Source organism: Aurantiacibacter xanthus, from assembly GCF_003584015.1.
Taxonomy (GTDB): domain Bacteria; phylum Pseudomonadota; class Alphaproteobacteria; order Sphingomonadales; family Sphingomonadaceae; genus Alteraurantiacibacter; species Alteraurantiacibacter xanthus.
The window spans coordinates 55,926-79,695 of sequence record NZ_QXFM01000117.1 but is presented as its reverse complement, the minus strand read 5'-3'; the positions used below and the strand labels follow the sequence as shown (position 1 = coordinate 79,695).

Here is a 23,770-nt window from a genome sequence, read left to right as displayed (position 1 = left end):
GTCAGAGATAAACCGCGCGGGAGAGACCAGCATCAACCGCGATGGACTCGCCGGTGATGCCGCTTGCCGCAGGGGAGACCAGGAACAGGACCAAGTTGGCCACTTCGTCCGGAGACAAGGTGCGCTTCAACGCCGCTGGCTCTCCTTCAAGCGCATTGATGGCGGCATAGCTGGTCCCGGCCCATTCTGCGCGCCGGGCGAACGATTGCATCACCTTTTCCGTCCGTGTCACGCCGGGGTGAACGATGTTTACGGTGATGCCGTCCCGCCCCAGTTCGTCGGATAGCGTCTTCGTGAAATGCACCATGGCGGCATTGCGCATCCCGCTCAGAACTTCGGTGCAGCGGGCGGTGAAGCCCCCGATGTTGACGATGCGGCCCCAGCCGCTCTGGCGCATGGAGGGCGCACACAACTGGGCCAGCCGCATGGCCCCCAGCAGCTTGGTGTCGATATCCTCTTTCATTCTTTCGGGGCTGGCCTCGGCGATCGCATTGCCCACCAGCCCGCCCGGTGCAGCCGCGCAATTGACGAGCATTTGCGGCGCGCCGACTGTCTCTTCCACCTGTGCAATCATGGCCGCAAGGTCGGTTTCTTGGCGACAGTCTGCCGCTATGCCCGTGATCGCGCCGCCGGTTTCGTCGCCAAGGTCCACCGCAGTTGCGCTCAGCCGCTCGGTATTTCGCGAAACAATGACGACTCTGGCACCGGCCAGCAGCAGCTTGCGCGCGACGGCCTTGCCAATCCCGCTTCCTCCTCCCGAAACGATGGCCACGCGATCAGTGAGGCGCAAATCCAGGCTCATGGCGCTTTCTTCTCCATCGACGGTGGCGAGCGCGCAGGCGCGGCTCGCTGCCAGGTTCGGCGAGGCTGAGGGGACTTGTCGTCTTTGTCAGCTCGAGGCTTAGTAGCCTCCCCCCAGCAGGGCACCCGCATCGGGCACACGCCGCTCCAGCCCCAGCTTGTCGAGCATCTGGTGGGTCGTGCACACTGCTGCGGACACCACCGGAATGCCGATGCGGTCCTGCAACGGCTGGATGATCGGCAGCGAGGGCATCTGCACGCAGGCGGAGGCCACGAAGGCGTCGATGCCGGTGATGTCGACCTGCTTGTAGATCTCCAGCAGGCGCTGCGGATCGTGGCGGCCCACATCGAGGTTGTCGGGGATTTCCAGCGCGGTGAAATCGCGTACGGTGATGCCTTCGCTCTCAATATAGTCGACCACCAATTGCGTCAGCGGCTTCATATAGGGGCAGATGACGGAGATGGTCTTCGCCCCCAGCCGGTGCAGCCCTTCCACCAGCGCGCCGGCACTCGTCACCACCGGGGCGGGGCCATCGTTCTCAACCGTGCGCTCGTGCAAGCGCTTTTCGGAGACGCGGTGATAGCCTTTGCCCATGCTCATGATCGCCACGAGGCATGCATAGCCCAGCACGTCCACCCGCGCGTCGGACAGTTCCATCGCGCAGCGGTCCGAATCGCGGTCCATCGCCTCCAGCTCTTCCTTCACCACCTTTTTCATCCGCATACGGCTGGAATGGAAGGTGAAGCGCTCGGGCAGGATCGCCTCGCGCGCCCGCAGCATGGCGGGGATTTCGGTCTCCATCGTGGTATTGGACGAAGGGACGATCTGTCCCACGCGAAAGTGGAGCTTCTGGCTCATGGCAAATCCTCGTTGGCGAAAGGGCGGGGCGTCAGTCGGCGTCGGACGCGGGTTCGGCCTCGCTCTCCGGGGCCGGATCGAACAGGGTGACGGGCGCACGCGGGGTGCGGTCCACCGTCAGGTCGAAGATGTCGAAGCGGTTATAGTGGCCGATGATGTCGTGCATCTGCTTGGGCTGGATGCAGCGCGACAGGTCGATGTCGGCATAGGCGATGCCTTCCTCGTCGATCAGCGGAGCACACACTTCGCGGCCATCGGGGCCGATCACGCCGGAGTAGGCGCTGTTCTTGCGTTGCAGCTTCTCGCGCGCATCGGGCACCAGGCCTTCCATCGCGGCGATGATCTCTTCCGAAATGGTCGAACACGATACGACCGTGAACACCTTGCCTTCGAACGAATGCGCCATCGCGCGCACCTTGATTGCTTCGGCCATGTCATAATCGGGCGGAGCAACCGGCAGCGAGATATAGCTCGCCGCATGCACCAGTTCGCCTTGCGCCAGCAGCGAGAAACGCGCCAGCGTGTTGGTGTTCTCGCCGCAAGCCAGCCCGCCAAGGGGGCCGATCGCGGTGTCGTAGACGACCAGTCCCGATCCGTCGCCCGGCGCCCAGGTCAGCTTCTCCGCCCAGGTCGGCACCAGCTTGCGATGACGGCCCATGATGGCGCCGTCCGGTCCGATGAAGACCATCGTATTGTACAGCGTGCCCAGCGAGACCGGGCTGCGTTCGTTGACGCCGATGATCACATGCACGCCGCACGCGCGCGCCGCTTCGCACACGGTCTCGATTTCCGGTCCGGGCAGGAGGATCGAGGCGCGCACCAGCTTTTCGAACCACGGACTGCATGAGACCGGATCGGTGATCCAGCTCCAGTAGGGGTAGGCCGCCACGAACACCTCGGGGAAGACCACCAGCGCCGCGCCGTTGTCGGCGGCTTTGCGCACCAGCGCGGCGGCCTTGGCGCAGGTTGCCTGGGCATCGAGAAAAACCGGGCTGGTCTGGACCGTTGCGGCCTTGAATTGCGAAAGCTGCATCCTCGCGTTCCCTCGCTGCGGGGCATCCGGCCCCCTCGAACATCGCCCGCGCTCCTTGCCCCATGTTGACATGGTGACGCAAGATATTTTAAGCTTAAAGAAATTCGATAGGATGCTCGGGGCAGGCTTGAAAGGCGCACGGTGATGGCGACAGACACATACGATCAATTCCGCGAGGACATGCTCGGCCGCGCCAACGTGGCCGACACGCCGGAACTGGTGGATTTCTACCACGACCTGGAATCGCAGCATGCGGGCGCGCTGTGGACCGTCGCCAACAAGATTGAGCCGTGGGAACCGGAATCGGACTCGGTGCCGGTGCTGTGGGAATATGACCGGCTGCGCGACCATGTTCTGCGCGCTTTGAAGCTGGTCAGTCCCGAACAGGCTGGCCGCCGTGTGGTTTACCTTGCCAATCCGGGGCGGACAGATGTCACCGCCGCAGTCGGCTGGCTCTACACCGGTTTGCAGGTCATGGGGCCGGGCGAGGTCGCGTCGAGCCATCGCCACTCAGCCTCCGCGCTGCGCTTCATCATGGAGGGCAGCGGCGCTTTCACCAATGTCGACGGGCACAAGATGACGCTCGGCCGCAACGATTTCGTGCTCACGCCCAACGGCACCTGGCATGAACACGGGGTGGCGGAAGACGGCTCGGTGTGCATCTGGCAGGACGGGCTCGACATTCCGCTGATGAACGCGCTCGAAGCCAATTTCTACGAAGTTCACCCGGACCTCCAGCAGGCCGTCAGCTTCCCCATCGACGACTCGACCTCGACCTGGGGTAGTCCCGGCCTGAAGCCCGCCGGGGAAACCTGGTCGAAGCGCTATTCCCCGCTGCTGAAGTATGAGTGGGAGCCGACTTACGAAGCGCTGTGCCGGTTGGAGAAGGTCTCCGACGGCTCACCCTACGATGGCATTCATATGGACTATGTGAACCCTTTCACCGGCGGCCCGCCGATGTCGACGATGGGGGCGTCCATGCAACTCCTGCGACCGGGCGAGCACACTAAGGCGCACCGCGAAGTCGGCAGTTTCGTCTACCAGTGCGCCAAGGGGCATGGTCATTCCATCATCGGCGGCAAGCGCTTCGACTGGAAGGAGAAGGACATCTTTGTCGTCCCCTCATGGATGTGGCACGAACACGTTAACGGCTCGGGCAGCGAAGATGCCTGCCTGTTCTCCTTCCACGATTTGCCGACCATGCGCGCGCTCGGACTATACCGGGTGGAAGGCTTGGCCGAGAATGACGGATACCAGCCGCTCGCATCCTGATAGCTGCCCCCTCTTGGGCCAACCCGAACATCTGACTGAGAAGGAATTTCCATGCGCCTAGTGACTTACCGTGCGACCGTCGAAGCGGAGGCGCGCCTCGGCGTGCTGGTGGACGGTACGGTTGTCGACGTTGCCCGTATCGGTGCCCGCGCCGGCGTTCCGCTACCTTCGCGGATGCTCGACTTCATCCGCCTTGGCCCGGTTGCCGTGACGGAACTTGGCCACCTGATCGAGGAGGCGAAAGGCCGCTGGCCGGTCGATGGGGCGCTGCCGCTCCCTTCGGTCATTCTGCTCGCGCCGATTCCGCGCCCGGAAAAGAACGTGTTCGGGATCGGCCTCAACTACATCGACCATGTCGCGGAAAGCTCGCGCGCGCTCGATACCTCGCCCGAGCTGCCGAAGCAGCCGGTGATCTTCTCCAAGCCGCCGACCACGGTCATCGCGCCGGGCGACCCCATCGTGCACCGGGCCGACATCACGCAGCAACTCGACTGGGAAGTGGAACTGGGCGCGATCATCGGCACGCGGGCGCAGCGCGTATCGCGCGAGGAGGCGCTGGCTTATGTCTTCGGCTATACCACGCTGATCGACATGAGCGCGCGCGATTGCCGCCGTGCCGGGCAGTGGATCTATTCCAAGGGGCAGGACAGCTATTGCCCGATGGGCCCGTGCATCGTCACTGCCGACGAGATTCCCGACCCGCAGACGCTCGATCTGTGGCTGACGGTCAATGGCGTGGAAAAGCAGCGCAACAACACCAGCCACATGCTGTTCAAGGTCGATGAGCTCATCGCCGACATCAGCCAGGGCATCACGCTCGATCCGGGCGATATCATTGCCACCGGGACGCCCGAAGGTGTGGGCGCGGGGCGCGATCCGCAGGAATTCCTGTCGCCCGGTGACGTGATCGAGGCCGAGGTGGTCGGCATCGGCAAGCTGCGCCATCCGATCGTGGCGGGCTGACCTGGTCGGCGCCGCCGTCTTTCAGGGACCATAAGAAGAGGGGCGGGAAGCCGGTGATATGCCGGCTTCCGGCCCCTTTCCTGTCGGCTGGAATTTTCGTTCAGGAAGCCGAGCGCGAGGCGTCGTCGATGATATAGCGCCATCCGCCATCGCGCGGGTCTCTGGTCATCACCTCGATACCGCCGCCGGTCATTTCCTGCATCGCGCCATCGGGATTGGTGAAGTTCATCCGCCAGTGGTTGGTGGTCAGGGCCACGTCGCGGTAGACATAGTGCTTGCGGTTACCGAGCACGATGGTCGGCTTGATCGAGAGCAGTCCGGCAAAATCCTCGCGCACCTTGTCCCTGCCGGTCATCAGCACACCGTCCGAATTGATGTAGGCCACATCCTCCATGTAAAGGTCGACCAGGCCATCGAGATCGGCGTCGTTGAAGCGCTGCTGCCAGGCATCGTACAACAGGTCAATATCGGTGACTGGGGGTACAGCCCCTGTTGCGCCAGCCGCCATCGCCTTTCCGGACATCCCGGCCGCCACCGCGCCAGCTGCCGCCATCCGCAGGAAGTCGTTACGGCTCAACGAAAACTGGCCTTTGCTCTCTTCGTCATCATGCCCGGGCAGGGGCGGGGCGGACGAGAGCAGGACATTGCGAAGCGATGCGATCATGGCGTTTCTTCCCCGTTGCAATCTGGATCATGGTCCGGCGAACGGCTCGCCGAAGCTTCGCAGCAGATTGATGAGGCGGCGGCTCTGCGTCCATTCCAGTTTCGGCCAAATAGCGGTTGTTTCGGCCTGATCTGGCCTGCCGCCAGTGTGATGGCTCACCTTTATGCCTCTCGGGCCGCATTCCCCAAAGCCATCCCGACATCGTCAATATAGCGTCTGGCCGGAATTGCAGCGTATCGGAGCGCTAAGGCAATTCGCCATTCGGGACCGTGTGTCATTCTCATTTCATCATTGTGTCAGTCCGTAGTGGTGGGGGTTGAGGTCGAAGCGCCATGCGTATTTGCCTGAGCCTGCTTGTCTCGAGCTGACGCAGGCGATCGGCGCTCTTGCAGGTGCGAGGGCCCTCCGGTGGAGACATGGTTTGAACGGTGAGACGACCTTCAAGACCGTTATTGTAAAGGCCCACCGCTATCTCGGCCTGTGTCTTGCGCTGTTCCTTGTGATTATTGCCGGCACCGGCAGCATCATCGCTTTTTACGACGATCTGGAGCGTTCGCTGAACACCCGCATGCGGGTCGTCGAGCCGCAGGACCACGGCTGGACGATCACGGACGCTCTGCGCATCCGCGAGCAGCTGGAACGTGAGGACCCGCGCGCGCATGTGTTCTCGCTGCAGTTCCCGCAACAGCCTGACGAAACGCTGTTTTCCCGGGTCATGCCAGCAATCGATCCGCGCACCGGGCAGGTCGCGGACATCGATTATGACGAGGTTTTTGCCAACCCCTATACCGGTGAAAGGCTCGGTCAGCGGATTATCGGGGCGGCCACGCTGCGCCCGGAAGGGATCCCGTCCTTCCTCTATTATCTCCATTATTCGCTGATCTTCCCGCTGGAGATCGGCATTGTCATCTTCGGGATCCTCGCTCTTGCCTTTGCCTTGGAAGCGATCCTTGGTGGCTACCTCACCTTTCCTGCCCGCCCGAAGCCGGGCAGGTCCGGCAAAAAGCCCCGCCCCTTCCTGAAGCGCTGGTCTACCGCCTGGAAGATCGCGCCCGGTGCTCCGGCGAACCGCCGGCTGCTTGACCTTCATCGTTCGGCTGGCCTGTGGCTGTGGCCGCTGCTGATACTGTTTGCGCTGACGGGCTATGTCCTGAATCAGGGTGGGCCCTACGCCCGCTTCATAGAAAATTTCGCAGAATACGCGCATTTTCAGGAGCATCCGCCGGTCGAGCCGCTGGCCGAGCCCCTGCTTGACCCGCCGGTCGACTGGTACCGGGCCGCCGAACTGGGCCAGCGCTATTTTGCCGAGCAGGCGCAGCGCGAAGGCTTCGACATCGGCAAGCCTGCGGCGATCGAATACCGGCGCGACCTCGGGCTCTACTTCTTCTCGATGCACACCTCGCGCGACCTGCTCGACGCGCAGGGCAATCCCACCGAGACCAATTCGCCGGCCACCGCCGCCACCATCGCCATCGACGCGCGCGATGGGCGCTTCCTTGGCCTCCAGCTGCCGCGCGGACAGCGGGCGGGCAACACGATCACGAGCTGGCTGATTGCGCTGCATGTCACCGCGATCGGAGGGCGCGTCTGGCAGATCGCCGTTTCGCTGTTCGGGATGGCGGTGGTGCTCATTTCCGCGACCGGCGTGCTGCTGTGGTGGCGCCGCCGTCAGGCGAGGCTCGCTGCGCAACGGGCCAAAGGTCAGCCGAAAATCCGAGATATTGCGAATGCTTCCGGGCGGTCCGGGCAGACAGTCAATTCCAGGGGGGAATTGCAATGGGGGAAATCAAAATGCGAATGAACACTACGCGTGGTGATCGATGGCCAAAGCTGGCGATGTCCGGGTCTGTGCTGCTTTGTCTGGTCGGGACACCCGGAATTGCCTGGGCGCAGGATCAGGCGCGGCTGAACGAAAAGCCAGGCGAGATCGTCGTGACGGCACAAAAGCGAGAAGAACTGCTGAGCGACGTGCCTTTGCCCGTTTCCGCCGTCGGCGGCGGTGACCTGATCACGCAGAACCAGACCAAGCTGCAGGAGTTCTTTGCGACCGTTCCAGGCGTAAACCTGCAATTCCAGAACAACCGCTCGCAACTGGCGATCCGCGGCATCACCACCGGGCCGGTCAGCGGCAACCCGGTGGTTGGCTATACGATCGACGATGCCCCGTTTGGCGGTGCCACCAGCCAGGGCGGCCTGTTCGGATCGGCCCCTGATCTGGACCCGTCCGAACTGGCGCGGGTCGAGGTGCTGCGCGGGCCGCAGGGCACGCTCTATGGCGCAGCCAGCATGGGCGGCCTCGTTAAATACGTGACCGTGAAACCGGATCTGGATGCGCTGGGTGGCTCGCTCGCGGGTGGCCTGTCGTGGATCAAGGAAAGCGGCGAGGTTGGCTATAACCTGCGCGGCGCGCTCAACGTGCCGGTGAGCGACACCTTCGCCGTGCGGGCGAGCGGCTTCACCCGCAAGGAAGCGGGCTATATCGACAACGTGCGAACGGGCGAGAGCGACGTCAATTCTTCGCGCGTCTCGGGCGGGCGGCTGGCGGCCCGGTGGGAGCCGACCGCGTCGTTCTCGCTCGACCTCAGCGCGCTTTATCAGCTGCGCAACATCTATGGCTCCTCGAACGTCGACACCACGACCGGCTCCTTCTACCAGCAGACGGACATGCCCGGCACCGGCCGCAGCCGCTCCGAGACGCAGTTGTACACCGCGACGATCAATGCCGATCTTGGCGCTGTCGACCTGACCTCGATCACCTCCTATTCGCGTGCGAACAGCTTCGATAATCTCGATTTCAGCGCCTCTCCGCTGGTGGTTGCAGCGCCGGTCTTCCCGACGTTGTTCCCGGGGCAGACCGATCTCGGCGACCTGTTCTATCAGGAATACAATGTCGGCAAGTGGACCCACGAGACCCGCCTTGCCGGAACCGTCGGCGAGAGCATCGACTGGATCGTGGGCGGGTTCTACACCAATGAGGATGGCGACTATTCGCTGGACAATGCCGCCATCGACCCGGTTAGCGGACAGCCTCAGGGTGTGCCCATCGATGATGGAACCGGGCCGCAGCTCGGCACCATCATTGTCTGGCGCGATACCATCAAGTTCGAGGAATATGCAGCCTTCGCCAATATCGACCTGCGCCTGTCGGAGCAGTTCGATATTCAGCTGGGCGGACGCTACAGTCGCAACGATCAGAGCATGGACCACAACGACTGGTTCCAGGTCGATCCCTATCCGGCACCCGCATTTCCCTCGACCAATCAGCCCGAAGCGAGCGGCAGCGCCTTTACCTATCAGGTCTCGCCGCGGTTCAAGCCGTCGCCCGATCACATGATCTATGCGCGGGTCGCATCGGGCTATCGTCCGGGCGGGCCCAATGCGATCTGCGGCCCGCTTGCGCTACCGTCCGAGGTGCCCTGCGAGTTCAAGCCCGACAAGACGGTCAACTACGAACTGGGCGCGAAGGGCGACCTGGCGAACGGCGCGCTGTCATACGAGGTCTCGCTGTTCACCATCGACTGGAAGGACATCCAGATCGTCCAGGTGCTCGACGTCTTCGTCTACAACGGGAATGCGGGTAAGGCGCGCAGTCGCGGGCTGGAGCTGTCGCTTACCGCCCGGCCGACGGACGGGCTGACCTTGTCCGGCTGGTATTCCTATATCGATGCGACACTGCGCGAAGCGGTGGTCGACGCCAACTTCTTCGCCCGCGAAGGCGACAGGCTCCCGTTCTCCAGCGAGCATTCGGGACGGCTCTCGATCGACTATGCGTTCTCCCCGAGCGCAACGGTCGACGCGAGGATCGGCGGATCGGCGACCTATGTCGGCGAACGGCTGGGCGAATTCGTGCCCTTCGAAGGTGTCTACGATCTGCGTCAGGTCTATCCCGGCTATACCCAGTTCGACCTCTACGCATCGGCCACGATGGGCAGGTTCACCCTCAGCGCCTTCGTTCAGAACCTCACCAACAAGCACGGTGTGATCGGCGGCGGATTCTGGAACCAGACGAGCTACAACGCAAACTGGTTCACCTACGCGCAGCCGCGCAGCATCGGCTTCAACGCTGAGGTGGCGTTCTGATCTGACGGCACAAATCTTGTCAGAACTGCACGGGTCGCAGCGGAATTCTCCCCTCCGCTGCGGCCCTTTTTATTGTGCATCGCCAGCTTCGGGAGCATTCGGCGACAATCCGGCTGGCAGTTCCATATAATGTTCGTGGCAGGCGCTGCAGACATTGTAGAGCACGCCGCCAGCCTCAAGCACCTGATGCGGGTCGCGAGACAGGGCGGCAGCTTCGGTCTTTTCCGCGACGTCGACCAGCCCTTGCGAAAACTGTTGCCAGTCCGAACCGCGACCCGCTGCGTAGGCTGGCCGTTTCAGCTCCTCGCCAAGCGACCTGAGTTGCCTCGCCGCCTCTGCCGTGCGCTCCCAATCCGCATCCGTTTCCGGCACGATCTCGCGCAGACCGTTCTCGTCGGAGATGAACTGGACTGCGTTCCAGTAGATCTGGGCCTGTGTCTGGACTTCCGCGATCATGAGCGACTTGGTCGCGGCATCGACATCGGCTGGCTGCTCGGCGTCCTGTCCTGAACAGCCGACGAGCCCGGCAGCTACGATGAGGGAAAGGCTTTTCGCGTAGAATCTGGTCACGGGGCAGTGTCCTTCGGATGATGCAGTTCTCGTTGCAAAGCATCCTGACGGCGCCAGTCAGATACCGGTAGCGCAATGCGGTGACCGAGACGTTACAGCGCCGTTACATCCCTTCGCAGCGGTCTCGCAGGTGCCGCCCCGCTGCACTGCGAATGCCCTGCGCAAGCTGCCGGGATTCGGTCGATGTACCTCTATCGTAACCTCCTCTCGCTGGGCTTTCCGGGTAATGCGGGTCAGCTTCCTTGGGGAAAGCCCAGCGAGAGGGGACTGATTGATGTCGATGACAAGTTTCAGCGATTGGCTGTACGCAACGCAATTTTCGACGGCGCTGCGCGAGACCACTTGGGTCATTCCCAACCTGCAGACCATCCACATCATCGCGATCGCGGTGGTGATCGGTTCCGCAATCGCGACCGAACTGCGGATGGCCGGAATCTTCGCAACCGACCGTCCGCTCCCCGACGTGCTTCATCGCTATTTGCCATGGATGAAATGGGCACTTGTGGTGCTTCTCCTGACGGGGGCGCTGCTGGTGATTGCCGAGCCCGGCCGGACGCTCAACAACACGCTGTTCTGGATCAAGATGGCGCTGGTGGCAGGGGCCAGCCTCGTGACCCTGCGCGCCCGCAGAAGCCTGGTGCTGGCAACTGCTGGTGGATCGTCGGCAATCACCGTGCCCGAGGCATCGCGCGGCCTGTCCTGGCTGATGCTGCTGGTCTGGTGCGCGATCATCTTCTGCGGCCGTTTCATCGCCTACGCCTGACAGCATCTGCCCGCGGCGCGCGCCGTCAGCTTATCAATTCAGAGGGGAAAGCCAGTGAGCATCGATACCACCCTGCAGCAGATCTACGACCTGCCCCTGTCCGCGTCCATTCGTGAGAGCGTGAACGCTTTCCCGCTACTGGAATCGTTGCATGTCGTGGGGCTGGCGGTTGTGTTCGGCACGATCCTGATCGTTGATCTGCGCCTTGTCGGCGTGGCCTCGCACCGACGTGAAGCCAGCAGGCTGATCCGCGAGCTTCTGCCCTATACCTGGATCGCCTTCGTGCTAGCGGTGCTGACCGGCATCGGTATGTTCATGTCGAACGCGCTTTCCTACGCGGCGAACACCTATTTCCTGCTGAAGATGGTGGCGCTGATGGTGGCGGGTCTCAATATGGCCTGGTTCCATTCGACTGCCTATCGCCGGATCAGCGAATGGGATGAGACCTTGCCGCCGCCGCGGGCCGCGCGCTTTGCCGGTTTTACCTCGCTGCTCACCTGGATGGTGGTGATCTTCCTCGGCCGCTGGATCGGCTTTACGCTGGAAATGGTCTGGTAAAGGGCGGGCCTGCCCTATCAGGATTTTCCGGGGAAGCGGCCGGGTGAAAACCCGGTCCATTCCTTGAATGCGCGGGAAAAGGCAGCGGCGTCGGAATAGCCCAGCTGCTCGGCTGCGACCGCCAGCGATATGCCGGGCTTCGACAGGATCGTCTGCGCGCGTTCCTTCCGCGCATCCTGCAGCAATTCGCGGAACGAGGTGCCCTCTTCCGTAAGGCGGCGGCGCAGCGAGCGCTCCGACAGTTTGAGCTCTGCCGCCACGGTGGCGCAGTCGATATGGGTACGCCCCAGCCAGCGCGAGATGATGTCGCGGGTCAGCGATACGAAGCTCTCGCTCGGCGCGGCTTCGGGCCCCATCAAATCGAGCAGGTGCCATTCGAGAATGGTGCGCAGCTTGTGATCTTCCGAAGGAATGGAGGTCGCGAAGCCCGCATCGAGATCGTCGTTGTCGATCACTATTCCGTTGGTCAGCTGGTTGCCGAGCACGGGAGCCCTGAAATAGTCTTCCAGCCGTTCCCTGCGCCCGTCGATTGCGTGTTCGAAATGCACCTCGCGCGGTGCCCATTTCGGGCTGACCAGCTCGCGGGCGATGTGCACGTATCCCGAAAGGGCGAATTCGGAATCCTGCGTGCGCGGCCAGACCCGCTCTTCCTCGATGCGATAGACGTAGGTGGAGGTCTCCGCGTCTTTCCGGCTATGGAACAGCGTGCGGCTCTGCAGGCGGGACTGGAACAGGGCCAGGCAATCGAGCGCGCCGCGCAGGTTCCCCGAGGCGCGCAGAAGCGCATAGAACGGGCCGAGGTCGGTCAGGCCGAAGGATGCCCCCATCTCCAGCCCGAGATATGGCCGGTCAAACCTGGCCGCTGCGGTCTCCAGCAGGGCGACATAGCGATGCAGGGGAACGACCTCGTAAGGCGTCTCCAGTTGCGAGCGGAACATGCCGTGTTCGCGCAGCAGCGGATCGATCCGTTTGCCGACATCCGAGAGCACATCGAGCAAGGGCGTCAGGAACATCAGGCGGATGGTTCCAAACTCGCTCTTCGGCTTGGGTGCCTTGTCTTCTGAGGGCAATGGGTCGGTCATCTGAAAGGAAGGTATTGGCCGAACATGCAAACAGTCAATCCCTAGCTGCAATTTACCGTTCGGCCCTCAGGCCCGAAAGCCGACAGACCCAAGGGGAAAGGGTGAATCCACCCTTCACACGGGTTCGATAAATGCGGGAGTTGAGCAGATTGTCAGGTAGTCACCCCACGCAGCGAACTTCCGCTGCGTCCGTAAATGACAAAAAGGATGAAGGGCTGCTGGCGGACCTGCCGCGCATCGATTTCCTCTACCTGTCGGAGCCCGACATGATCCGCGCCGGGGTCACCGACATGCCGCGTTGCATCGACGCGCTGGAGGAGATGTTCGGCCTGCTGCACACCGGAGATTACCGGATGGCGGGTGGCAGCAACAATTCGCACGGCGCCATCGTGGTCTTTCCCGAAGACTCTCCCTTTCCCGATATGCCCAAACCCACGGTCGATCGCCGCTTCATGGCGATGCCGGCCTATCTGGGCGGGTCTTTCCGCACAGCGGGGATGAAGTGGTATGGCTCGAACATCGCCAATCGTGACAAGGGCTTGCCGCGCTCGATCCTCACCTTCGTCCTCAACGACGTGGACACGGGCGCGCCGCTGGCGATGATGTCGGCCAACCTGCTGTCTGCCTATCGCACCGGCGCGGTGCCGGGGGTTGGCGCGCGGCATCTGGCGCGCAAGGATTCGCGCGTGGTCGGGCTCGTTGGCCCCGGCGTGATGGCGCGGACCTCGCTGGCCGCATTCATGAACGAATGCCCGCTGATCGACACGGTCAAGATCAAGGGGCGAGGGCAGGCCAATCTCGACGCCTTCCGGGCATGGGCCGCACAGACCTATCCGCAGCTCGCCGTCGAGGTGGTGGGCACTGAGGAAGAGGCCGTCAGAGGGAGCGACATCGCCAGCTTCTGCGCCTCGGTGGCGACCGGCGATCCGTCGATCTATCCCACGGTGCGCAGGGAATGGGTCAAGCCCGGTGCGTTCCTGTCCATGCCCGCTCCGTGCAACACGGATGAAGGCATGATCGCCGATGATATCCGCAAGGTGCTCGACTTCACCGGCATGTACGAGGCCTATCTCGAGGAACTTCCCGCGCCGCGCCATGTGCATGTGCCGGCGGTGGGAGTGCGCTGGTTCGACCTGATCGAGGAAGGCCGCCTTTCGCGCGCCGACCTGCAGGATCTGGGCGCGATCGTGGCGGGCGATACGCCCGGCCGCCAGAACGATGAAGAGATCATCATCCTGTCCGTGGGCGGAATGGCGGTGGAAGACGTCGCCTGGGGAACCATGGTCTATCGTAACGCCGTTGCACAGGGGATCGGCGTCAAACTCAATCTGTGGGAAGAGCCTGCGCTGAAGTGACAGCCATGCATTCCCGTTTACGCTGAACGGAGGCACCATGCCCAAAGTCGTCAAGGTCAAGACCGGCAACAAGTTCGAGGAACACGGGTCCTATTCGCGGCTGGTGGCGGTGGACAACATGATCTTCGTGTCCAACACCGCCGGACGCAATCCGCGCACGAAGGAAATCCCGGAGGATCTGGCCGAGCAGACCCATCAGGTGCTGGACAACATCGCCGCGGCGCTCGCTTCGGTCGATGCCACGCTGGAGGATGTCGTTTCCTCGCGCGTTTACGTGCAGTTTCCCGAGCATGTGGAAACGATCATGGAAACCTATGGCAACAGGATGCGCGGCATCAATCCGGCGCTGACCATGACCTGCCCCGCGCTCGGGTCGACGACCTACAAGGTCGAGATCGACGTGGTCGCGATCCGCGGGGTGCGTGACGCCGAGGTCGAGGAACTGATGGTCTCGTTGTGAGCCAAGCTGTGCACCAGACGGCGCCTCTCAATCGGGCTCCGCAGATCGAGCCGGTGGACACGTCCGCCGCTCTGCCATCGCAGGTCGATGTCGTCGTGATCGGCGGCGGTATCGTGGGGCTGTCGACTGCGCTGTGCCTGGCAGAGCGCGGCCTGTCGGTGACGGTGATCGAGAAGGGCCGGATTGCTGGCGAGCAGTCGTCGCGCAACCTTGGCTGGGTGCGCAAGGTCATGCGGCCGCCGGTCGACCTGCCAATGGCGCAGCGGGCCGAGGAACTGTGGGCCCGCATGCCGCAGCGCGTGGGCGCGGATTGCGGTTTCCGGCAGGCGGGCATCACCTATGTCGCGCGCAGCGAGGACGAGCTGGCGAATTATGCGGGCTGGCTGGAGGATGTGAAGGGATCGGGCGTCGATTCCCGCATGCTCTCCCCGCGCGAGATCGAGGCGATGGTGCCGGGCAGCGCGCAGAGCTGGATCGGCGGGATCGTGACCCCGTCGGACGGACGGGCAGAGCCGACCCTCGCCAACAGCGCCATTGCCCGAGCGGCGATCGCGAAGGGCGCGGTGATCGTCGAGAACTGCGCGGTGCGTACGCTCGAAACGGCGGGCGGCGCGGTCAGCGGTGTGGTGACTGAGCGCGGAGAGGTCCGTTGCGGGCAGGTGGTGCTGGCGGGCGGCGTGTGGTCGCGCCGGTTCCTTGCCAACCACGGCATCGGGCTGTTGACCTTGCCTTTGGTGGCCTCGGTCTTGCGGACCGAGCCGATGGAAGGGCCGACCGATTGCGCGGTAGGCGGCTCCGATTTCTCGTTCCGCAAGCGGCTCGACGGCGGCTACACGATCACCCAGCGCGGCGCGCTGTTCGCTCCGCTGACGCTCGACCACCTGCTGATCGGTCTCGACTATCTGCCCACGCTGATCGCGCAGTGGAAGAACCTGCGCGTATCGCTGGGCCGGGAGTTCTTCGACGACCTGAAACTGCCGCGCCGGTGGAAGGCCGACGAGACCTCGCCATTCGAACTGGTGCGCGTGATGGACCCGCCGGTCGAGCAGAGCCTGAACGACGAGGCGATGCGCAACCTGATCGCGGCATGGCCCGCCTTTGCGCAGGCCAAAGTCGCACAGCAATGGGGCGGTATGATCGACGTGACGCCGGATTCGATGCCGGTCATCGGTGAGGCGGCACGCATGCCGGGCCTGATTCTGGCGACGGGCTTTTCCGGGCACGGCTTCGGCACCGGGCCTGCGGCTGGCGAACTGGTCGCCGATCTGGTGACGGGGCGAACCCCGTCAATCGATCCGTCGACCTATCGCCCCGATCGCTTCTGATTAGCCGAACCGGTCGACGCCTTCGAGCCGCATGCACACGGCCTTGGGCTCGGTAAAGGCATGGACGGCCTCGGTCCCGAATTCACGGCCCAGACCCGATAGCTTGCTGCCGCCAAACGGCATCGCGAGATCGAGCACATTGTGCGTGTTGAGCCAGACGGTGCCCGCATCGAGACGCTCTGCCAGAACATGCGCACTGTCGAGGTCAGTGGTCCAGATGCTGGCCGCCAGCCCATAAGGCGTGTTGTTCGCCTGTTTCACGATTTGCGCGCGATCCTCAATCCGGGTGGCGCAGACCACCGGCCCGAAGATTTCCTCGCGCATCACGGTCATGTCGTCCGCCACATCGGCCAGCAGGGTGGGGCGGTAATACCAGCCCGCTTTGTCGGGCCTTTGCCCCCCGGCAACCGTTCGCGCGCCTTCGCGCACACCGGCCTCGACCAGCGAGCTGACCCGTTCGTGCTGGCGGGCGGAGATCAGCGGGCCGACCTGCGTGTCGCTGGCGAAGGGAGAGCCAAGCTTCATGCTGTCGGCAATTTGGGCGACGCCCTCCATGACGGCATCGTAAACGGGCGCCTCGATCAGCAGGCGCGAACCGGCGGTGCAGATCTGGCCCGAATTGGAATAGATCGCGGCCGCAGCGCCGGGGATCGCACGTTCCAGATCGGCATCGGCGAGGACGATGGTCGGCGACTTGCCGCCCAGTTCCAGCGTCACGCGCTTCATGGTTTTGGCGGAGGCTGCAAGGATGTGCTGGCCGGTGGCCGTGGAGCCGGTAAAGGCGATCTTGCGCACCAGCGGATGGTCGACCAGCGCGGCACCTGCCTCGGCCCCGGTTCCGGTCACGATGTTGACGGCCCCTGCCGGAAAACCGGCCTCGGCGATTAACTCGCCCAGCCGCATGGTGGTGAGCGAGCTTTCTTCCGACGGCTTGAGCACCACCGTGCAGCCGAAGGCGATGGCAGGCGCGATCTTCTGGATCGCCTGACCGATGGGGAAGTTCCACGGCGTGATGCCGCCGATCACGCCGATGGGCCGACGCTGGGTATAGGCGCGGTAGATCGCGTCCTCCGGCATCAGCGGGTTGTGCGTCACATACTCGCCGTTGATCTTGGAGGCCCAGCCCGCGAAATAGCGCAGGCCGTCGATGGTGAACTGCAAATCGACATTGCGCGTGACGAACAGCAGCTTGCCGCTGTCGAGCGATTCCAGTGCGGCCAGCTCTTCGCGCTTTTCCTCCACCAGCAGGGCGAGGTTTTCGAGCAGGCGGCCGCGGTCGAGCGGGCGCATGGCGCGCCATTCGCGGCTCTCGAAGCAGGACTGGGCGGCCTTGACCGCGACGTCTACGTCGGCGGCGCTGCAGGCGGGAAAGGCCATGATCCGCTCGCCTGTGGCCGGGTCGATGGCATCGATGGTGCCTTGGGCATGGCGCGGCTCGGCCAGTTCGCCATTCAGGAGCAGCTTGCCGCCGGGCAGCACGATTGCGGGGCGGTCGGCGGTGGCGGGCAGGGTCGTGTCGAGCATCTGGAGGTTTGTCCTGAAGGCTGGAGGTTAGGTTGCCGAGGTGGCCGGCGGTTCGCCTTCGACATGGGTCGCACCGATCTGCGCATAGACCTGCGGGCGTGAGCGGCGCAGCCACGCGCCGTGCAGCAAGCCGGCGGCGATGAGGAAGACGAACAGGATCGGCAGGCTGTTGACGATCACGAGATCGGTGCCGGTAAGGGCGGAGTAGTTCGCCAGCGAAAGCGCGGTGATGATGGAGATGATGATTCCGGCCAGCAGGGGTGCCCAGACCTTGCCGAAGGTGATCTCGCGCCGACGGAAGAAATAGAACGGAATCGCCAGCGAGGTGGCGGCCAGCAGGATCTCCAGCCCGACCGCGCCCATCGAGGAAAGGCTCGTCGTCAGGCTGAGCAGCGGATCGAGCCCGGCCAGTGCGAACAGACCGATGATGGTGCCGAGTACGACGGCCAGCAGCAAACAGGCCTTGTAGGGCGAGCCATGGACCGGGTGAATGAGCCCCAGCTTCGCAGGCAGCAGGCCGTCGCGCGACAGGGCGAAGAAATAGCGGGCGATATTGTTGAAGAAGCCGAGCGCGGCGGCGAACAGGCTGGTGACGGTCAGCAGGTTCAGCGCGTCACGCCCGAACGTGCCGAGATGCTGCATGGTGATGCCGCTGACCAGCCGCCCCGGATCTGCGGCGGCGGCGGCCTGAACGTTCTCGTGCCCGAGCGCCAGCACCAGACACCATGACGACAGCACGTAGAAGGTACCGAGCAGCAGGATCGCGCCGTAGGTCGCGCGCGGGATGGTGCGCTCGCGGTCGCGCGCTTCCTCCTGATAGATCGCGGTCGCTTCGAAGCCGATGCAGCCGTTGATGGCGTAGATCAGCGCAATGCCGAGGCCCGGCGCGAAGATGGCGCCCGGGGTGAAGCTCGTAAAGTCGAGCCCCGCAAACCCGACGTCCCAGAGGATCAGAGCATCGAGTACGATGATCAGGCCGACTTCGAGCAGCAGGGCGACGGCCAGTACCTTCGCCGCCAGCGTGATCTTGTGATAGCCGAGCCAGGCGACGATCCCGATGCCAAGCGCCGCCCAGATTTCCCAGCGCGTGGCGATACCGAGGGCTGTCTCCAGCAGGTCGGCGGCAAAGAAGGCCATGGCCCCGAGCACCGATGCGGCGGCGCAGATATAGGCGGTGACCGCGACATAGGCAGCGGCGACGCCGGCCTCCTTGTTGAGGCTGTGCGCGATATAGGCATAGAAGGCCCCGGCATTGCGGACATGCGGGATCATCCGCACATAGCCCATCGCAAACAGCAGCATCACGCCGCACACCAGCAGCTGGGTGCCCGGCATTCCGGGGCCGTTGCCGAAGGCGAGCGCCAGTGGAATGATGCCCGCCAGCACGCCCATCGGCGCGGCACAGGCAAGGATCATGAAGATGATGTCGCCGGTGCCGAGCAAACCCTTGATGAGCCCGCCGCTATTCTCTGCCTGTGCTGCCCCGTCGCTCATGATTGTTGTCAGTGCCTCCCGATATTATATTTGTGCCGGTTGCGCTGTCTGACCGGCAGTGCGGGCATTGCGCGATAGATGCTATTTTCGGCCAGAAGACCTCAGTCGGGGTGGGAGGGGACCATGGCGATCACCCGCAGAGGGCTGCCCGAGCCGCCCTTTATCTTGAGCGGGCTGGCAACGATCACCGCGCCGCGCGTCGGCAGTTCATCGAGGTTGGTCAGGCATTGCAGGCCATATCGGCCATTGCCGTGAAGGATCGAGTGGGCGGGCAGGGGCTCGTCGAACAGCGAGGCCTGTCCGGCGTCGGTCCCGACCGTTTCCACCCCAAGTCCGATGCAGTCGCGCTCGTTCACGAGGAAGCGCATGGCGCCTGCATCGGGGCCCGGCGAATGCGCGCCGTCGTCCTTGAGGTTGAGGTAGGACAGTGTGCCCACCCGCTTCGCCCAGTTTGAGCGCAGGAGGATCCAGTGGCGGGGTTCGATCCGGCCGTTTTGCGCTTCCCACTCTTCCAGAAATGCGCGCGTCACGATGAAGTCCTCATCCGCCGCTGCTTCTTCGGCAATGTCGATCACCACGGCGGGGTGGATGAAATCCTCCGGCGGGATCGCATCGACCGTGCCATTGGCGATGTCGCGCCCGGTCACCCAGTGCGCCGGCGCATCGAAATGGGTGCCGGTGTGCTCGTTCATCGAGATGTTGTTCCAGTACCATGCCGGACCGTTGCCGTCGTAGCGCGACACCGTCTCCATGCGGAACGGCTCGCACTGGCCATATTCGGACGGCAGGACGATGACCGGAAAGTCGCTCGACAGCACATTGGTGAGGTCGACGACACGGATCGCGCCGCTGGCGAGTTCGGCGACCATCCCGGCAAGCGCGCCGCGGGTCGTTTCGGGTTTCGGTGCGGTGGTCGTCACAGGTTCTTCTCCCTTGCATAGAGGGCCGGTTTTTCCAGCCAGCGGGCCATCGCATCCTGCGCGACGTCGCCGACGCAGGTCTGTTCGTGGCCTTGGGTCAGCGCCTCGACGATGCTGCGCGCGATCCGTCCCGGCGCGACTTTCGGCGGGGGCACGCGCTGGTGATGTTCGTCTTCGACCGGGCCGGTGAAGACCGCCATCACGCGCACCCCGGCGTCGCGCATTTCGGCGCGGAAGGCTTGCAGCAGCGCCAGCCGAGCGGCTTCGGCGGCAGCGAAACCCGCATGGCTGGCAGACCCCGCCAGAGCGTCGCTGGAAATAAGATCGACGAACGCGCCATTGGGGCGGCCTGCCAGCATCGGTCCGGTGGCCTGCGCCAGTCGTGAAAGGCCCATCGCGGCCACATCGAAGGCCCGGCGTTGTTCGACCAGATTGGCATTGGCGCTGACCCCGCCCGCACGAACATGGCGCGCGGTGTTGATCACGATGTCGAGCGGGCCGCCGATCTTGCTCAGCGCTTCCATCACGCTGCCCTGGTCTGCGATGTCGAGCGGCACTTGCTGCACGCCCTCCCGCGAGAGGATCTCCGCACCCGCGCCGAGCGCGCGATCGGGCGGCGCCATGCCAGCAACGACCAGCGCCGCACCGGCCTCGTGCAGCGCCTTGACGACCGCGAGACCAATGGCGCTGCGGGCATCGCTGACGAGCACGGTTTTGCCCACGATAGGGACAACGAATTCGCGCAATTGTGGATCGGTCATGTCGATCTCTCCTGAGGGCGGCAGGGCAAACAGGGCGGCATTGCCGCCCCGGTCGAGCATGGTGCGGATCACGGCGCGGTCGCCCGGCGTGAGTGACCGGTGCAGATGCACCAGCGCCACCGGCCCTGCATCGAGCGCAACCTTGCCCATCCGCCATGGCAGGTGATCGCGGAAATAAAGGTCGGTGGAGACGCGAATTTCCGTCTCGCACAGCACCTCGGCGCCGGTGGGCTGGTCTTGCCAGGCGAGTTTGCCCCAGCAGTTCGGACAGGCCTCGCGCGGGGGATAGGTCGCCGTGCCGCAATCGGTGCAGACCTGAAGGACGAAGCGCCCCTGCGCCGCCCGCGCCGAGAGCGCATGCATGGCGCGGCTGCGCTTGCCCGGCGCGACATGGCGCGCCTTCTTGCGGGCCAGCGGATCGCGCGTTTCCTTCGGGGGGCGGGCGCTCATCGCAGCGCCTTCAAAGCTGCCGCGCCGGTGCAGACGCCGCGGTCGTAATTCACAAGGCCGAAGCCCGAGACGAGCGCGATCTCCGCATCGGGGACCTGCTCGCCCAGCGGTTGGTGCAGGATCTGGCGCAGCCCTTCGGTCAGGTTCTGAAAGCCGCCTGCGGCCCCGGCCTGACCGGCGGAAAGCTGGCCGCCGTTGGTGTTGAGCGGGAGGTCGCCCGCGATCGTGAAATCGGTCTGGCGGATCATCTTATGCACCGCGCCCTTGGGGCAAAAGCCCAGGTCTTCGATCTGCATGGCGACAATGACGGGGTAGTCGTCATAGACCTGCAGGCAATCGACATCGGCTGGCCTTATGCCGGCGGCAGTCCAGAAGCTGTCGATGTCCATCGCCCAGCCGCCGCGCAGTTGGACCGGATCCTCGGGAAAGGCGTTGTGGCGCTCGATCGTGGCCAGAACGCTTGCGGCTGGCAGGCCGCGTCGTTGGGCGATTTCGGGCGTGGTCACGATGAAAGCTTCGGCCCCGGCGCAGGGCATGACGCAATCGAACAGGTGGATCGGATCGGCAATCGGCCGTGCGTCCAGATAGGCGTCCATGGTCAGAGGCTTGCGTTGCAGGGCCAGCGGATTCGATCCCGCATTGGCGCGCTGTGCGACACAGAGCTTGCCGAAGTCCTCGCGGGTCACGCCATATTCGCGCATGTAGGTATCGGTGATCAGGGCGAAGGTCGCGTTCGGCCCGCCGAAGCCATAGGGATAGACGGCGTCCTGCGAGAAGCGCGAGAAGTTCGCGAGGCCGTGGCGGAAGCTGTCGATGGCATTGGCGTCCGCAGCCAGGCAGACCACCAGTTCCGCATCGCCGCACTGGACGGCCCGCGCGGCGCGGCGAAGCGCCATCACCCCGCTCGCTCCGCCGGTGGGCAGGTGGTCAAGCCAGCGCGGCGTGAGCCCCAGATGCTGGACCATGCCGACGGCGCTGTCCGGCCCGGCAGTGAAGCTGGCGAAGCAGAAGCCGTCGACGTCGCGCGGTGTCAGTCCCATGGTGTCGCGCAGCTGGCGAAGCGCGGCTCCGGCCCACCAGTGCGCGGTCTCGTTGGAGAAGCGCTGATAGGGCACGGTCACCGGCGCGCAGACCGCGACGTTGTCGTATGGGGCGGGCCTGCGCCTCATCCGTTGCGCTTCTTGAAGCCGCGGGTGTCGTGCATCGATCCGGCTGCCATTTCGTTTGCTACCAAGTCCTTGAGAGCGGCCCGCAGGATCTTTTCCGTGGGGGTGCGCGGGAGGCTGTCGACGAAGCCGATCCAGCCGGGCACCTTGTAGTAAGCCATTTCGGCCAGCGCCCAGCTGGCGATGGCTTCGGCGGTCTGCCGGTCGGCTTTGCCGGGCTCCGCGACGATCAGTGCCGCAACTTCGTCGCCCCGGATCGCGTCGGGCGTGGCGGCGACAGCGACTTCGCGTATTGCGGGATGCTTGGCGAGGATCGTCTCCACTTCGACCGCCGCAATGTTCTCGCCCGAGCGGCGGATGACGTTCTTCTTGCGGTCCACGAAGTGGAGGTCGCCGTCCTCGTCGCGCGAGACGATGTCGCCGGTGTGAAACCAGCCGCCAGCCCAGGCTTCGGCCGTCGCCTCCGGGTTCTTCAGATATTCGCGAAAGAAGCCATAACGCGGATCATCACCTGCACGCCGGACGAGCAGTTCGCCCGGTGCATCGCCAACGACATCGCAATCGTTCTCGTCGACGATCCTGATCTCCACTTCGCTGGTCGGGCGACCGAAACAATGGGTGCCGATCTTGCGCGGTTCACGATGCGCGCAGATCACACCGCCACTGCCGGTTTCCGTCATCGCCCATGCCTCGGTCAAAGGAAAACCGTAACGCTGTTCGAAGGCGGCATGAAGTTCTGATGGTATGCCCGCGCCAAAGCCGAAGCGGACATTGTGGTCACGGTCGGCCGGTGAGGGCGGTGCCTTCATGAGGATGGCCGGCATCACGCCCAGATAATGCAGGCAGGTCGCCTTGCTGCGCCGCACCGAATCCCACCAGGTTGAGGGGTGGAAGCGATCAAGAACGGTCAGACATCCGCCCATGGTGAGCATTCCTATCACCGACACGGCCATGGCGTTCATGTGGAACAGCGGCAGCGGGGTGAGCATCCGCTCGGTGCCGTAGCGCAGCGATATCAGCCCGCCGACATCGCGATACCAGTCGCCCGAATGCAGGAAATAGCTGTTGCTGAGCATGCAACCCTTCGGCTTGCCGGTTGTGCCGGAAGTGTAGAGCAGGGCGGCTTCCCGCCGAGCGGGATTCTCGGCGTCCTTGGCCGGCTGTTGGTCAATCGGCGGCGGGGTTTGGTCGGGCGAGACCGGCTGAAGCGGGCTCCCCACGGACCTCGCCGCTTCGGCAATGTCGTCGATCCGGTCGGGTGTCACGAAGGCGGCGGCCATTTCGGAATGCTCGATCAGATATTCGAGCTCGCTGCGGCGCAGGTCCGGGTTGATCGGCACGACCGATCCGCCGAGCGCATTGACCGCGAACCAGATCTCGATGAACTCGGGGCGATTGTGCAGCAACAGGCCAACGCGTGTTGCATGGCCCACCCCGGCAGCCTGCAGAGCCTGCCTGCGCGCCAAAACGCGGTCCATCATCTCCCGATAGCTGATCTCACCTGGCGCAATTGCGTAGATCTCTGCGGTTTCAGGAAGAACGTTGAGGAACGGCTTGTCGGACCATTTCTCCGCCGACGCGCTGAAGCGCTCGAATACAGTCTGCTCGCTCATCATCGGTCCGTACGGTTTATATGCATGTGCAGATGTTTATATATATAGTATTGTGAG

Annotated in this window: 21 protein-coding genes; 9 read left to right on the top strand and 12 right to left on the bottom strand. The window is 64.1% G+C overall.

Annotation, left to right across the window (positions count from 1 at the left end):
• Position 1: 1 nt before the first annotated feature.
• The 3 genes from D2V17_RS14940 to D2V17_RS14930 form a co-directional block, all read right to left on the bottom strand.
• Entirely contained in the window at positions 2-802 is an 801-nt protein-coding gene (locus tag D2V17_RS14940; RefSeq protein ID WP_119593601.1) for an SDR family NAD(P)-dependent oxidoreductase, read from the bottom strand.
• Between the two features lie 99 nt (positions 803-901).
• The gene (locus D2V17_RS14935; protein WP_119593600.1) at positions 902-1,660 is read right to left on the bottom strand and encodes a maleate cis-trans isomerase family protein; all 759 of its coding nucleotides are present in this window, start codon (positions 1,658-1,660) and stop codon (positions 902-904) included.
• A gap of 31 nt (positions 1,661-1,691) precedes the next feature.
• Complete coding sequence (locus D2V17_RS14930; protein WP_119593599.1) at positions 1,692-2,693, bottom strand: carbon-nitrogen hydrolase family protein; 1,002 nt, start codon at positions 2,691-2,693, stop codon at positions 1,692-1,694.
• A gap of 144 nt (positions 2,694-2,837) precedes the next feature.
• Here D2V17_RS14930 and D2V17_RS14925 point away from each other — a divergent pair, with 144 nt between their 5' ends.
• Positions 2,838-3,965: a cupin domain-containing protein gene (locus D2V17_RS14925; RefSeq protein WP_119593598.1), complete on the top strand. Its 1,128-nt coding sequence runs from the start codon at positions 2,838-2,840 to the stop codon at positions 3,963-3,965.
• 51 nt (positions 3,966-4,016) lie between these two features.
• The gene (locus tag D2V17_RS14920; RefSeq protein WP_119593597.1) at positions 4,017-4,928 is read left to right on the top strand and encodes a fumarylacetoacetate hydrolase family protein; all 912 of its coding nucleotides are present in this window, start codon (positions 4,017-4,019) and stop codon (positions 4,926-4,928) included.
• Between the two features lie 100 nt (positions 4,929-5,028).
• Here D2V17_RS14920 and D2V17_RS14915 read toward each other — a convergent pair whose 3' ends face one another.
• Entirely contained in the window at positions 5,029-5,592 is a 564-nt protein-coding gene (locus tag D2V17_RS14915; protein WP_119593596.1) for a YybH family protein, read from the bottom strand.
• A 340-nt stretch (positions 5,593-5,932) separates the two neighbouring features.
• Here D2V17_RS14915 and D2V17_RS14910 point away from each other — a divergent pair, with 340 nt between their 5' ends.
• The gene (locus D2V17_RS14910; protein ID WP_191229216.1) at positions 5,933-7,393 is read left to right on the top strand and encodes a PepSY-associated TM helix domain-containing protein; all 1,461 of its coding nucleotides are present in this window, start codon (positions 5,933-5,935) and stop codon (positions 7,391-7,393) included.
• Positions 7,390-9,672, top strand: coding sequence for a TonB-dependent receptor (locus tag D2V17_RS14905; RefSeq protein WP_191229215.1), 2,283 nt, complete (start codon positions 7,390-7,392; stop codon positions 9,670-9,672). Before D2V17_RS14910 ends, D2V17_RS14905 begins: the two co-directional genes overlap by 4 nt.
• Positions 9,673-9,741: 69 nt before the next feature.
• Here D2V17_RS14905 and D2V17_RS14900 read toward each other — a convergent pair whose 3' ends face one another.
• Positions 9,742-10,242, bottom strand: a complete 501-nt coding sequence (locus D2V17_RS14900; RefSeq protein WP_119593593.1) for a hypothetical protein — start codon at positions 10,240-10,242, stop codon at positions 9,742-9,744.
• A 274-nt stretch (positions 10,243-10,516) separates the two neighbouring features.
• Between D2V17_RS14900 and D2V17_RS14895 the strand changes: the two genes are divergently transcribed.
• On the top strand, positions 10,517-11,005 hold the full coding sequence (locus tag D2V17_RS14895) for a DUF6644 family protein (RefSeq protein ID WP_119593592.1): 489 nt from the start codon (positions 10,517-10,519) through the stop codon (positions 11,003-11,005).
• Positions 11,006-11,059: 54 nt separating this feature from the next.
• The gene (locus tag D2V17_RS14890) at positions 11,060-11,563 is read left to right on the top strand and encodes a DUF6644 family protein (RefSeq protein WP_119593591.1); all 504 of its coding nucleotides are present in this window, start codon (positions 11,060-11,062) and stop codon (positions 11,561-11,563) included.
• A gap of 17 nt (positions 11,564-11,580) precedes the next feature.
• Here the strand turns inward: D2V17_RS14890 and D2V17_RS14885 are convergent, their stop codons facing one another.
• Positions 11,581-12,645 carry an AraC family transcriptional regulator gene (locus D2V17_RS14885; protein WP_119593590.1) on the bottom strand — a complete coding sequence of 355 codons (1,065 nt, stop codon included), beginning with the start codon at positions 12,643-12,645 and terminating at the stop codon, positions 11,581-11,583.
• A gap of 149 nt (positions 12,646-12,794) precedes the next feature.
• Here D2V17_RS14885 and D2V17_RS14880 point away from each other — a divergent pair, with 149 nt between their 5' ends.
• The 3 genes from D2V17_RS14880 to D2V17_RS14870 are packed head-to-tail and all read left to right on the top strand — an operon-like array spanning position 12,795 to position 15,785.
• Positions 12,795-14,000, top strand: a complete 1,206-nt coding sequence (locus D2V17_RS14880) for an ornithine cyclodeaminase family protein (protein ID WP_245978743.1) — start codon at positions 12,795-12,797, stop codon at positions 13,998-14,000.
• A 37-nt stretch (positions 14,001-14,037) separates the two neighbouring features.
• On the top strand, positions 14,038-14,460 hold the full coding sequence (locus D2V17_RS14875; RefSeq protein ID WP_119593588.1) for a Rid family hydrolase: 423 nt from the start codon (positions 14,038-14,040) through the stop codon (positions 14,458-14,460).
• Positions 14,457-15,785, top strand: a complete 1,329-nt coding sequence (locus tag D2V17_RS14870) for an NAD(P)/FAD-dependent oxidoreductase (protein ID WP_245978742.1) — start codon at positions 14,457-14,459, stop codon at positions 15,783-15,785. The genes D2V17_RS14875 and D2V17_RS14870 overlap by 4 nt, the downstream gene beginning before the upstream one ends.
• Here the strand turns inward: D2V17_RS14870 and D2V17_RS14865 are convergent, their stop codons facing one another.
• The 6 genes from D2V17_RS14865 to D2V17_RS14840 all read right to left on the bottom strand — a co-directional run bounded on the left by D2V17_RS14865 (position 15,786) and on the right by D2V17_RS14840 (position 23,713).
• A complete protein-coding gene (locus D2V17_RS14865; protein ID WP_119593587.1) occupies positions 15,786-17,309 on the bottom strand; it encodes an aldehyde dehydrogenase family protein in 1,524 nt (507 codons plus the stop codon).
• A gap of 27 nt (positions 17,310-17,336) precedes the next feature.
• Positions 17,337-18,803 (bottom strand): APC family permease, encoded by a 1,467-nt coding sequence (locus tag D2V17_RS14860; RefSeq protein WP_119593586.1) that lies wholly within the window; start codon positions 18,801-18,803, stop codon positions 17,337-17,339.
• A gap of 101 nt (positions 18,804-18,904) precedes the next feature.
• Positions 18,905-19,723: a cyclase family protein gene (locus D2V17_RS14855; RefSeq protein ID WP_245978741.1), complete on the bottom strand. Its 819-nt coding sequence runs from the start codon at positions 19,721-19,723 to the stop codon at positions 18,905-18,907.
• Positions 19,720-20,934, bottom strand: a complete 1,215-nt coding sequence (locus tag D2V17_RS14850; protein WP_119593585.1) for an SDR family NAD(P)-dependent oxidoreductase — start codon at positions 20,932-20,934, stop codon at positions 19,720-19,722. The genes D2V17_RS14855 and D2V17_RS14850 overlap by 4 nt, the downstream gene beginning before the upstream one ends.
• Positions 20,931-22,103, bottom strand: coding sequence for a thiolase family protein (locus D2V17_RS14845; protein ID WP_119593584.1), 1,173 nt, complete (start codon positions 22,101-22,103; stop codon positions 20,931-20,933). The genes D2V17_RS14850 and D2V17_RS14845 overlap by 4 nt, the downstream gene beginning before the upstream one ends.
• Positions 22,100-23,713: an ATP-dependent acyl-CoA ligase gene (locus D2V17_RS14840; protein WP_119593658.1), complete on the bottom strand. Its 1,614-nt coding sequence runs from the start codon at positions 23,711-23,713 to the stop codon at positions 22,100-22,102. Before D2V17_RS14840 ends, D2V17_RS14845 begins: the two co-directional genes overlap by 4 nt.
• Between the last annotated feature and the right edge of the window lie 57 nt (positions 23,714-23,770).